Below are 12,319 nucleotides of genomic sequence, written 5' to 3' on the forward strand. Positions count from 1 at the left end.
ATTTTATTTAAAATTACTTCGAAATCGAGATAAATATAAAAAGAGGAGTTTTATTATGACAAATAATCAATTATTAGGTATACACCACGTAACAGCAATGACAGATGATGCTGAACGAAATTATAAATTTTTTACTGAAGTATTAGGTATGAGACTTGTGAAAAAAACAGTAAATCAAGATGACATTTATACCTATCATACATTTTTTGCAGATGATGTCGGCTCACCTGGTACAGATATGACATTTTTTGATTTCCCTCACGTTCCTAAAGGTCATTCTGGAACAAATTCAATTACGCGTCCTTCCTTCCGCGTACCTGATGATGCAGCGTTAGCGTATTATGAAGCACGATTTAATGAGTATGGGGTTAAACATGAAGGCATACAAGCGCTATTTGGTAAAAAAGTGTTGCCATTTGAAGAGCCTGATGGACAAAGTTATCAATTAATTTCTGATGAAAATAATAAAGGCGTAGCACCAGGACAACCATGGAAAAAAGGGCCAGTACCTACTGATAAAGCAATTTATGGTTTGGGACCTATTGAAATCACTGTAAGCTACTTTGAAGATTTCAAAAAAATCTTGGAAGAAATATTTGGTATGAGAACAATTATTGAAGAGGAAGATGTTGCAGTATTAGAAGTTGGTGAAGGTGGCAATGGCGGTCAAGTATTTTTAAGAAAAGACACGACAGCCCCTGAAGCTAGACAAGGTTACGGCGAAGTGCATCATGTTTCATTCAGATTAGAAGACCATGAAGCTATTTCAAAATGGTTAGAAAAATATGAACAATATGGCATCGGAAATTCAGGTTTAGTAGATAGATTTTATTTTGAAGCATTGTATGCCCGTATTGGTCATATATTAGTTGAAGTATCTACAGATGGACCAGGGTTTATGGGAGATGAACCCTATGAAACATTAGGTGAGAGTCTTGCATTGCCACCATTTTTAGAGAAAAAACGTGATTATATAGAATCGGAAGTACGTCCTTTTGATACGAAACGATCACACTAAATTTTTTGGATTGTTTTTTTAATAATAAACTAGGAGGGGTGGAGATGGATCCTATTCATCACATTCATCATATTTCAGCAATTGTAGGTAATCCAGAAGAAAATATTCAATTTTATCGAGATATTCTCAATTTAAAATTAATAAAGAAAACAGTGAATTTTGATGACCCATCAACATACCATTTATACTTTTCAAATGGTGGCGTTGACAATGGCACGATATTGACATTTTTTAACTGGCCCAATCATTATAAAGGCCGTACTGGCGCGGGACAAGTGCAACATATTGCATTTAGGGTGCCCCGGGGTTCATTAAAGCAATGGGAAACACATCTAAAGGTACACGAAATTGAGACAGTAAGAACACAATTATTTGGAAAAGATACGCTTGAATTTGTAGATGCACATGAGTTGCCTTTGGCGCTTGTTGAAGATGACAAGGAAGCTTTAGATAAGCATAGCATAGATATTGTTGGTTTTTATGGTGTTACTATGTTGTCTAATAATCCATATCAAACAGTTCAAACGTTAACTGAAGAAATGGGCTTAGCATGTGTAAATGAAAATGATATGTATATCCATTTGAAAACAGTAGGCGATTGGCAACATCACGTTATGGTAAAAAAAGATGTACCAAATGAACATGTTCGTTGGGGCGTAGGTGTGGTCCATCATATCGCATGGTCAGTGCCAAATAACCATGTTCATAAAGCATGGCAAACGAAAATGTTAGATAGAGGTTACCATGTAACTGAAGTCAAAGATCGTCATTATTTTAATGCAGTCTACATGAAAGAACGTGGTGACATTATTTTTGAATTTGCCACTGAAGGGCCAGGCTTTACAATCGATGAACGTTTCGAAGATTTAGGTACACGCTTGATAATGCCCCCTCAATACGAAGAAAGAGAAGATGAACTATTACGTTTATTACCACCGATACGTATATAATTAAAAAACACTTAAAGGAGATGAAGAGTATGGAACATATTTTTAGAGAAGGCCAGCCAAACGCACCAACCTTTATTTTATTACATGGAACTGGTGGTGACGAAAATGATTTATTGCCTTTAGCACAAGCGCTTAATCCTAAATATAATATATTGAGTGTAAGAGGAGAAATTTCAGAAAATGGAATGAACCGTTTCTTCAAACGTCATGGCGAAGGGCAATATGACGTGGAAGATTTAAACTATAGAACAGACAGATTAATTCAATTTTTAAAAGAAGCGGCAGAAACATACCATTTCGATTTGACTAATGCTGTACCTGTAGGTTTTTCAAATGGTTCAAATATTGCGGTTAGTATGATACTGCATCCAGATATTACATTTAATAAAGCATTACTTTATGCGCCATTATACCCTGTGGATTTAGTAAATGATAAAGACTTAAGTAATGTAGAAGTATTATTATCTATGGGTGAAAATGACCCTATCGTTTCAATTCAAGATAGTCAAAATGTTATAGATATTTTTGAAAATCGAGGCGCTACTGTAAAACAAGTGTGGGTAAATAGTCACGAATTGACGCGCGAAGGTATTATCGCAGGACAATCATTATTAAAAGATGATTAATTAATATAACAAGCTACGTATTTTATGTAATGTTGGCTGAATTTAATAGTAAAATATTGACTATAAAAGAGCCCCAGATGATGAATTTAACGTATTATCTTGTCTAACTGACTGAAGATCATAGCGTCATTATCATTTGGGGTTCTTTATCATGATTGATTTGATTTACGAAAAACACCTTTGATAAATATAGGTATTAATAATATAAAACCGAAAATACCCATGACTGGAAATACCTTGCCAATCAACTCTATAAAACCAATAAACGTAGTAGCAAATGTAACGATTGCCATTATAATGATTAAAATATAATAATTTCTTTGATATGGCTCTGTAAAACGAGAAGCAAATGCATACATTAAACCAACAACTGTATTATAAATAACTAATATCATAATAATCGCCATAAATGTGCCGATAATAGGTGAAATATGATTAGCTAATAATAACGAAGGTAGTGCGACGTCTGTTATATTTGTAAATTCAGTTACCATACCAAGGTTTAACATTAATAATAAAAATGTAACAATGGCGCCACCTAAAATACCACCATATATTGTAGATTTTTCGTATTTTAAGCGTCCTCCCATAACAGAAAGGAAACTAAAAGCAGCAGCAATTTGTAAGCTACCATAGTTAATAGCATCAAACCACCACCATTTATCTGTACGGTTATCGTTATTAGCGTATTGATCTGCTGAATTAAAATCAAAGCTACCAGTAGTAAAATAATAAATAGCAATGATTGTTACAATAATAACTAAAAATGGCGTTACCATTCCTAAAACGGTAATCAAGCGATCAAATTTTAAAAAGAGTGTGGCTAATATAATAAGTACTAAAATTAAAGAACTGATGGCGTAAGGTATGCCAAAGCTTTCATGAAGTGTTGAAACACCACCAGCTGTCATAATCATTGCTAACGCAAGTAAAAATAAAGTTAATATAATATCAAAAATGGCAGCAATTGTTCGTGGAAGATAAAATTTTATAGGTTCGGTGTGATTATGTGAGCGCAAACGGTACCCTGTATTTAAAACAAACACACCCCCTATAGTAATAATAAATCCAGTAATAAAAACACCAAACACACTGAATTTGCCATTACTTGTAAAAAATTGGAATATTTCTTGTCCTGTTGCGAAGCCTGCGCCTACAACAACGCCTACAAAGGCAAAGGCTACTATAATCATTTCTTTTAATTTAGGCATATACTTAGAATCCTTTCATGCAATTTACTTTGTAAAAAACACTTATTTAATAAAATATCACAAGTACCTATTTTAGCTGAAAATAAACGAGAAATAAACACAAAAGTTTATATGAAACATACATTTGTATTTTTTGTATGAACGAAAATCTATCAAGCGACCTGAAATTTAAAAAGGTATCAAAAAAGAGGCGAAGTTTAAATCAATATTGATTTAAACTTCACCTCTTAAAATGTTTCATATCATAATTTAGATTATGATATGAAAAGTGTGTGATTTATGAACCTTTAGTGGACAAAACGGTCGTGCATCAACACTTTTAAAACATCAATTTTCTCTTGTATTTCACGACCAGTATTGGTATCACGAATTTTCTTACGTTTTAATTCTTTATCAACGACACGACGAATAGAAAGTTCATCGCCTCCATTAAGTAACACATGTTTTTTAGAATTAAAATGTTGATGCGCCACGAGTTGCATACCAAAGGAATTATAAAGTAACGTGTAGCCTGCGATACCAGTGGTGGATTGATAAGCTTTTGAAAATCCACCATCAATGACAATCATTTTTCCATTAGCTTTGATTGGGTTTTCACCATCAATTTCTTTTACTGGCGTGTGTCCATTAATAATATGTCCTTCTTCTGGGTCAAGGCCAAAGTCCTTGAGCATTTTTTTACACATTTTCACATCTTCACGTAAATAATAATATGGATTTTTAGTTTCTTTGTGTGCTGATTTATCTTTAATGAAATAACGCTCAAATGTTGTCATTGCACGTTTTCCAAATAATGAAGAATACTTACCCGTCCATAAATACCATACAAGGTCAGTTGCTAAATCATCATGTATATCTTTATGATCGAACGCTTCTCGTACAAAATATTCAAAGTGGTCAAGCAAATCTCTGCCATAACATTTTTCTCCATCGATGACCATAGATTCCATTTCACCATTTTCATCTACTGGGATACAGCCATGGATTAAGAGGTTACCATTGTATGGAAGGTACAGCTTACCTTTTTGCATTAAGAAGGTCATATGACGTTTCAGTTTTTCAGATTGTTGTACTGATAATAATAATTTATTTATCACTTCTTGCTCGTCTTCAGTTAATTCATTAGGATTGTTAGGGTCTATAGTTTGAAAACAAGTATGCTCTAATGGATAAGTTTTACCGTAAAGTGTCGCTTCGTTATGCTTATAATCGATACTTTCTAATACTAGGCGCTCTTCCATTTCAAAGTCGGGACGGCGTTTAATGATAGGCGCTTCTAATTTAAATTGAATAATAGCAATCGCTTGGTGGATTTTTGTAATTTGTTCAATTTCAGATTGAGATAATGCTTCAGCATTTTTAGGCTTGAAAGCAGAATTGTCACCTGAATAATGTTTTTCAGCTAAAGTCAATAAAGGGCGTAAATTAATACCATAAGCATCCTCAATAATATTTAAATTATCATAACGCGCACAAATTCTTAGTAAATTGGCTAAACACACTTTGGAACCAGCATATGCACCAATCCACAGTACATCATGATTTCCCCATTGCACATCTACCGATGGGTAATCAATCAACGTATCCATGATTTTATCTGGTTCTGGACCACGGTCATATATATCGCCAACCACATGTAAATGATTGACCACTAGGTGTTGAATAGTAAAAGATAGTCCGATAATCAAATCATCTGATTGCTCAAGCTCGATAATTTGATTCATTAATGTTTGATAATAAGAATGTTTGTTATTATATTTGTTACTTTTATATAAAAGTTCTTCTATTATAAATACGTAATTTTGAGGTAATGATTTACGTAACTTGGTACGTGTATATTTTGAAGAGGCGTAGGTGACTAATTTAATAAGACGATTGATCGTCGTGATATACCATGCGTCTAGACTTTCTTTGGATGTAAAACTATTTTTTACTAACTTTAATTTTTCTTCTGGATAGTAAACAAGAGCAGCAAATTCATTGATTTCCTTTTGTGTTAACGTGTCTTGAAATATATCGTTGATTTTTGAACGTACATTACCTGAACCGTTTCTTAATACATGCTGGAATGCGTGAAATTCACCGTGCAAGTCACTGACAAAATGTTCAGTGCCTTTGGGAAGTTCTAATATAGATTCAAGATTAATAATTTCAGTGGCTAACTCTTCTTTATTATTAAATTGTTGAGATAGCAAATCTAAATATCTTTCTTTTACACTTTTTTCTGTTGTATTATGCATGATTTATGTCACTCCATTTAAGTTGTTTTGTTATTCATCTCTATATAATAAACCGCTTTCATCGTATATATGATATTGTAGCATTTATTCTAGAGAGAATGTCTAGTTCTAATTCGTTTATGAGTACTAGTTATAAATCATCTTGGAATATCAAACATATTTCAAGCTTAATTACGATATTAGCAGAAGATGTCAGGGATGAAAACATACGCGTATTAAGTTTTTAACTATTCATTGAGAGCACTGTGACGTCATATTTAAAATGACATTGATGTTACTCAAATATGTATTTTAGGGTATAAACATAAAAGTTGTAGGAAACATACATTTTTTTGAATCACTATATTACTTATTTGTCTTTTTAAATGTAAAATTACAATTATAATTTTAATGTGCCTGAAGGCTTTAATAACAGTTGTTCAAGGCGTATTTACAGCATTTCGTCTCTATATTATAAAAATTTTTTTCAAAATAACGGTTTAAATTCTTTTTAAGTTTTGTATAATAAATGCATGTAACAAAATTATATAAAGGGAGTTTATTTTATGTTTACATTGGGAGCATCGTTATCGAGCCAAGTTAATCCAGACTGGCAAACATATATTATGCTTGGTGCTTACTTCGTTGTTTTATTAATTATTGGATATTATGGTTATAAAAAAGCAACGGGAAATATTAGTGAATATATGTTGGGCGGTAGGAACATTGGACCTTATGTTACTGCGTTATCTGCTGGTGCATCCGATATGAGTGGTTGGATGATTATGGGATTACCTGGTGAAGTTTACACTACAGGTTTATCCGCTGCTTGGTTAGCCATTGGTCTAACAATTGGTGCATACATAAATTACCTCGTTGTGGCGCCACGTTTACGTGTTTATACAGAAAAAGCAGGAGATGCAATTACATTACCTGATTTCTTTAGAAACCGTTTAGATGATAAATCTAACGTGATTAAAATTATTTCAGGTGGTATTATTGTTGTATTCTTTACGTTGTACACGCACTCGGGGATGGTCTCAGGTGGTAAATTATTTGATAGCGCCTTCGGCTTGGACTATCATTTTGGTCTATTATTAGTTGCCTTTATCGTCATTGCGTATACATTTTTCGGAGGTTATTTAGCCGTATCGTTAACGGATTTCTTCCAAGGTGTCATTATGTTAATCGCGATGGTGATGGTGCCGATAGTAGCAATGATGCAATTGAGTGGGTTAGATACTTTATCACAAGCTGCAGAATTAAAACCTACAAATCTAGATTTATTTAGAGGGACAACAATCATCGGTATTATTTCATTCTTTGCTTGGGGATTAGGTTATTTTGGTCAACCACATATTATTGTGCGTTTTATGTCTATTAAGTCAGTGAAACAATTACCAACAGCTAGACGCTTTGGTATTAGTTGGATGGCGATTAGTTTATTAGGTGCAGTTGGTGTTGGTCTTGTAGGCATTACATTTGTCAATGATGGCGGTGTAACGCTTCAAGATCCAGAAACATTATTTATTTTAATGGGTCAAATACTCTTCCATCCACTTGTTGGTGGATTCTTACTAGCAGCCATTTTAGCTGCGATTATGAGTACGATATCATCACAATTATTAGTGACTTCAAGTTCATTAACCGAAGATTTTTATAAATTATTTCGTGGTGAAGAAGCGGCTAAAAAACATGAAAAAGAATTTGTGCTTGTTGGTCGTCTATCTGTAATTGTAGTCGCTATTGCATCAATTATGATTGCGTGGACACCAAACGATACAATTCTAAATCTTGTAGGTAATGCTTGGGCTGGTTTTGGATCAGCATTTGGACCTCTTGTACTATTAAGTTTATATTGGAAAGGTTTAAGTCGTACTGGTGCAGTCAGCGGAATGTTATCAGGCGCAATTGTAGTCATCATTTGGATTGCATTTGTTAAACCTCTGGGTGACATTAATGATTTCTTTAATTTATATGAAATCGTGCCAGGATTTTTAACAAGTCTAATTGTTACCATTGTAGTTAGTAAAATAACGAAGAAACCTCAAATCGACGTTGAAGGCGATTTAGAAGAAGTTCGTCAAATGGTTAAAGGTGACAATCAAAAAGCTTAAACATAGTTGATTAAGGGGTAAAATATTAACTATGTATCATATTAAACAAAAATAAAGAAATGCTTTAAAATGCTTGTATTTTAAAGCTTAGGGAGAAAATATAGATCGTGAAAGGCTAACTTCTAAGGGGGAAGTTAGTCTTTTTTATATAGAAAAATCAGGTAAAACTCATTTCATCTAATGACTTAACTTAATGGAAAATAAATATAAAGTTATATAACCATTATTACGAAAGTATATATTTATTGCTGTGTACTATTCTTTTTATAGATTCGAATGCACAGATAGATGATTGCAATGGTGATAACGATATACATGATGTATGAATAAGTATGTAAACCATTCATTAGTACATCCCAACTGTTACTTAACATACTTCCTAAAAAGATTAGGGCTATATTCCAAATTGTCGTACCTATTAATGAGAGCACAGTAAATAAAATGATATTCATGCGATTAATGCCAGCAGGTATCGTAATTAATACACGTAACACTGGTATAAAACGACAAATAAATACGGCAATGGCACCGTATTTTTTAAACCACTCATTCGCTCTGGCGATGTCTTTACCTCTTAGCTTAATCCATTTCCCATATTTATCTACAAAACGATATAAGCGTGGTTCAGATATAATGCTACTTATATAATAAAGTAGTATTAACCCAATCAAAGACGCAATAGTGGATATCATAAAGAGTAAAGGTATCGACAAATCAGATTTAACTGTCATTAAACCGGCAAAAGTTAAAATAATTTCAGACGGTATGAAAGGCAATATATTTTCTAACAAGATTAATATTGCAATCGCAGTATAACCCCAAGTATTAATAAAATTTGTCAGTATTTGTTCCATGGCGACAAAATTCGCTCCTTTATATAGTAAAAGTATAACTATAACTATGATTTTTATATTACTTATACATTATAATCCAAGTTATCACATTATGCATAATTGAATAAAATATCAGACTAAAATGATTTAATAGATTTAAGCGAAGCTAATGATAACGAAATAATGTATGGGTAGTTAAATGGTTTACTGTCTTAAAAGGTTACTTTAACCAAAATTAAATAATTTCAAACTTTATATGTGTTTATGCCAGTGTATTTTATAACTTCCATAAATACTTTGATGAAAGGAAAAAAAGTTATTGTAAGCGATTTCATATTGTGGTAATATCTAGGCACACAATAGGTCATATGATGACTAGTGAAATAGGGAGAAAGTGTGGAGACAACATGGAACAAAAAAGAACAAACATAAGATGGTATTTCGCTATTGCATTTTTTATTATAGGCGTTATTGCTTATATGGATAGATCGAATATATCGATCATTGCTGGTCCTATGATGGAAGATTTAAATTTAACGAAAACGCAATTTGGTTTACTAGCTTCATTTTTCTCGCTTGGCTATGCATTGATGCAAGTACCTTCGGGTTTTTTAGCAGAAAAATTTGGTTCGAAAAAAATGTTAACAATTGCGCTTGTTTGGTGGAGTGCTTTCACGATTTTAACAGGTGTTGTTAAAAACCATGGTCTATTATACGCAGTACGTTTTTTATTTGGGGTTGGTGAAGCGCCAATGTATCCTTCCAATGCAGTGTTTAATTCATTTTGGTTTGCAAAGGGAGAAAAAGGACGCGCATCAAGTGCTTTATTAGCAGGATCCTATTTTGGGCCTGTTATCGCTCCAGTAGTAACGATTGCGATTGTTAATATGTTTGGATGGCAAGCTGTATTTTATATTTTTGGTGCAATTGGTATTGTTATTGCATTGTTATGGATAGTCATTGCGAAAGATTTACCAGAACAACATAAGATGGTAAATGAAGCAGAAAAAAGATATATTATGGCAAACCGTGACATTATCAAAATTGAAAAAAATAATGCGCCATGGAATATATTTTTAAGACGCTTTAGTTTTTACGCATTGGCAGCACAGTATTTTGTTGTGCAATTTGTCGTATCACTATTTTTGATATGGTTACCTACGTATTTAACTGAACAGTACAATGTAAAACTAACTGATCCTGATATGGCATGGGCAGCTGGTGCACCATGGATTGCTATGTTTTTACTTATTCTATGTGGCGGTGCAATTTCTGATAAATTATTACAAAAAGGCAAATCTAGGTTTATTGCAAGAGCAACGATAGCCGTTATTGGATTTGTAGTATTTTGTATTTCATTATTTATGTCAATTCAAACTAACAATTTAGTAGTTAATGTTTTATGGCTATCGTTATGTTTGGGAGGGATTGGTATTGCAACTGGTATGAGTTGGGCAGCAGCAACCGATTTAGGACGTAATTTCTCTGGTTCTGTATCAGGGTGGATGAACTTATGGGGAAATATTGGTGCACTGCTTAGCCCATTGTTAGCAGGTATGTTGGTTGATATTGTAGGTTGGACTGTGACTTTAGAGTTAGTCATTATTCCTGTAATATTTGCAATAGTAATGTGGTTTTTTGTAAAACCAGATCAACCATTAATTATTGAAAAGGATACATTATAATGTTTGTTAAAGTACGTTTTAGGTAAACAATAAAAGGAAACAAACCATAATCAAGGGGGGCCAGTATATGATTGTAGTAACTGCAGTAATGAAGGTTAATCCCGACCAACGCGATAATTACTTAGCCCTAGTAGAGCGTTTGGTGTTACAAGCGAATAAAGAAGAAGGCGCATTATATTATGCTCACTTTGAAAAAACGGATGAGCCAGATACATTTGCTTTTATAGAAAAATATAAAGATGAAGCGGCTTTACAAGCGCATAATCAATCAGAGCATTTTCAAGTATTTTTTAAAGAAGTTGAACCTTATTTAATTGCAGAACCAGAAATAGAAATCGCTATAAGAAAATAATATATTATCAAAAGACTGTAAACCAATCTCATACGTTTACAGTCTTTTTACATAACTTGTTATGCTTTGTAAGCACAATGTTATTATGCTATGTATTTATATTGTATAATAGTTTGTTGTAAATAATTGTAACAGGTATGACACTTAAAAAGATACTTATATAAGGAGAGAAAAATCATGTTATATCAACATGGGACGCTCGGTACGCTGATGGCAGGATTGCTAGATGGCACAATGAAAATCAATGAAGTTTTAAAACATGGCGATTTAGGCATAGGCACCCTAACAGGATCTGATGGCGAAGTTATTATATTAGATGGTGTTGCATACCATGCTGATGCTCAAGGTAATTTCAAACAATTAAATGGTGATGAGATGACACCATTTTCTACTGTAACACCTTTCAAACCAGATAACCGTTTTGAAGTGAGACATATCACTGATTCAGATACTTTATTAGATAAAGCAATGTATCATGCTAAAAGCAAAAATATATTTTTGGCAGTGAAAATAACTGGGAAATTTGAAAGCGTACATGTCAGAATGATGCCAAGACAAGAGAAACCGTATACGAAATTAATTGAATCAGCAAAGCAACAACCTGAGTATATGTATGATCAAATAGAGGGTACCATTGTTGGTTTTTACGCGCCGCAGCTCTTCCATGGGATCGCAGCCGGCGGTTTCCATTTACATTTTGTAGATGAAAAGAAAACGATAGGCGGACATGTACTAGATTTTGAAATGAACCATGGTGAAATAGAGATAAGCAATATTGAAACTTTAGAGCAACATTTCCCTGTAAACAATCAAGACTTTTTAGAAACAGATGTTGATTATTCGACTGTTCATGAGGATATAAAACAGTCGGAATAAGTGCTCAATAAAATGTAAAATAGTATTTATTTAACATATTTATTTAAGCGTTTTGTAGGAAACACCCTAGCAGAAATTAATAAAAGTGTTAAAATAGTTTAGTAATCATTAAAAAGAGTGTATATGATTTCGCAATCAATAATTGTAAAAGTTCTGATTTTGTAATGATACTTCCCCTTCATAGATACTTGTGCGCGCTAAAGTAATTTGAGTCATATATTAATGTCTATCGTTTTGAGTGAAAGCAGGTAAAATGCAGTAGTAACTCGTGTTTAGATGCTTCTATCAATAAGCTTTTTTAAAAATCAAATCACCTTTAAGGGGCGGGAATATGAAATCAAATTATAAATTTTAGATTTCTAACCCGCTCTTTTTATGTTTTAGAGAAAACGCAAATCAAATGTAATAATTAAATTAAAAAATAAAAAGGAG

10 protein-coding genes are annotated in these 12,319 nt (G+C 33.0%); 7 read left to right on the plus strand and 3 right to left on the minus strand.

All coding sequences use genetic code 11. The features are described from left to right. Positions 1-55 precede the first annotated feature (55 nt). Genes mhqE through mhqD form a run of 3 tightly spaced genes read left to right on the plus strand, consistent with a single transcriptional unit; the run spans position 56 to position 2,594 of the window. The gene (mhqE, locus tag KA894_RS12940; RefSeq protein WP_103373189.1) at positions 56-1,018 is read left to right on the plus strand and encodes a ring-cleaving dioxygenase MhqE; all 963 of its coding nucleotides are present in this window, start codon (positions 56-58) and stop codon (positions 1,016-1,018) included. Positions 1,019-1,062: 44 nt separating this feature from the next. Then, positions 1,063-1,968 carry a VOC family protein gene (locus KA894_RS12945; RefSeq protein ID WP_107643915.1) on the plus strand — a complete coding sequence of 302 codons (906 nt, stop codon included), beginning with the start codon at positions 1,063-1,065 and terminating at the stop codon, positions 1,966-1,968. Between the two features lie 29 nt (positions 1,969-1,997). Next, entirely contained in the window at positions 1,998-2,594 is a 597-nt protein-coding gene (mhqD, locus tag KA894_RS12950) for a methylhydroquinone degradation carboxylesterase MhqD (RefSeq protein WP_096808430.1), read from the plus strand. A gap of 149 nt (positions 2,595-2,743) precedes the next feature. On the opposite strand, the gene KA894_RS12955 is transcribed toward mhqD, so the two are convergent. Continuing rightward, positions 2,744-3,805, minus strand: a complete 1,062-nt coding sequence (locus KA894_RS12955; protein WP_103372848.1) for a YkvI family membrane protein — start codon at positions 3,803-3,805, stop codon at positions 2,744-2,746. A gap of 287 nt (positions 3,806-4,092) precedes the next feature. Then, positions 4,093-6,045, minus strand: a complete 1,953-nt coding sequence (locus KA894_RS12960; RefSeq protein ID WP_096808432.1) for a fructose-1,6-bisphosphatase — start codon at positions 6,043-6,045, stop codon at positions 4,093-4,095. Between the two features lie 545 nt (positions 6,046-6,590). On the opposite strand from KA894_RS12960, the gene putP reads away from it, so the two are divergent. After that, complete coding sequence (putP, locus tag KA894_RS12965; RefSeq protein ID WP_103372847.1) at positions 6,591-8,141, plus strand: sodium/proline symporter PutP; 1,551 nt, start codon at positions 6,591-6,593, stop codon at positions 8,139-8,141. A gap of 242 nt (positions 8,142-8,383) precedes the next feature. Here the strand turns inward: putP and uptA are convergent, their stop codons facing one another. Then, positions 8,384-8,995 (minus strand): undecaprenyl phosphate transporter UptA, encoded by a 612-nt coding sequence (gene uptA, locus KA894_RS12970; RefSeq protein ID WP_103372846.1) that lies wholly within the window; start codon positions 8,993-8,995, stop codon positions 8,384-8,386. Positions 8,996-9,381: 386 nt separating this feature from the next. On the opposite strand from uptA, the gene KA894_RS12975 reads away from it, so the two are divergent. The 3 genes from KA894_RS12975 to budA all read left to right on the plus strand — a co-directional run bounded on the left by KA894_RS12975 (position 9,382) and on the right by budA (position 11,887). Beyond that, positions 9,382-10,659: a pyruvate MFS transporter gene (locus tag KA894_RS12975; RefSeq protein WP_103372845.1), complete on the plus strand. Its 1,278-nt coding sequence runs from the start codon at positions 9,382-9,384 to the stop codon at positions 10,657-10,659. Positions 10,660-10,726: 67 nt separating this feature from the next. Further along, a complete protein-coding gene (locus KA894_RS12980) occupies positions 10,727-11,011 on the plus strand; it encodes a putative quinol monooxygenase (RefSeq protein ID WP_096808436.1) in 285 nt (94 codons plus the stop codon). Positions 11,012-11,188: 177 nt separating this feature from the next. Continuing rightward, the gene (gene budA, locus KA894_RS12985) at positions 11,189-11,887 is read left to right on the plus strand and encodes an acetolactate decarboxylase (RefSeq protein ID WP_103372843.1); all 699 of its coding nucleotides are present in this window, start codon (positions 11,189-11,191) and stop codon (positions 11,885-11,887) included. Positions 11,888-12,319 lie beyond the last annotated feature (432 nt).

It is taken from the genome of Staphylococcus sp. GDY8P131P, from assembly GCF_017891975.1.
GTDB classification, from domain to species: domain Bacteria; phylum Bacillota; class Bacilli; order Staphylococcales; family Staphylococcaceae; genus Staphylococcus; species Staphylococcus nepalensis.

Coding starts and splice junctions, on each gene's coding strand:
- budA (WP_103372843.1), top strand. CDS start 11,189: ATGTTATATCAACATGGGACGCTCGGTACGCTGATGGCAGGATTGCTA.
- KA894_RS12980 (WP_096808436.1), top strand. CDS start 10,727: ATGATTGTAGTAACTGCAGTAATGAAGGTTAATCCCGACCAACGCGAT.
- mhqE (WP_103373189.1), top strand. CDS start 56: ATGACAAATAATCAATTATTAGGTATACACCACGTAACAGCAATGACA.
- uptA (WP_103372846.1), bottom strand. CDS start 8,995: ATGGAACAAATACTGACAAATTTTATTAATACTTGGGGTTATACTGCG.
- KA894_RS12975 (WP_103372845.1), top strand. CDS start 9,382: ATGGAACAAAAAAGAACAAACATAAGATGGTATTTCGCTATTGCATTT.
- putP (WP_103372847.1), top strand. CDS start 6,591: ATGTTTACATTGGGAGCATCGTTATCGAGCCAAGTTAATCCAGACTGG.
- mhqD (WP_096808430.1), top strand. CDS start 1,998: ATGGAACATATTTTTAGAGAAGGCCAGCCAAACGCACCAACCTTTATT.
- KA894_RS12955 (WP_103372848.1), bottom strand. CDS start 3,805: ATGCCTAAATTAAAAGAAATGATTATAGTAGCCTTTGCCTTTGTAGGC.
- KA894_RS12945 (WP_107643915.1), top strand. CDS start 1,063: ATGGATCCTATTCATCACATTCATCATATTTCAGCAATTGTAGGTAAT.
- KA894_RS12960 (WP_096808432.1), bottom strand. CDS start 6,045: ATGCATAATACAACAGAAAAAAGTGTAAAAGAAAGATATTTAGATTTG.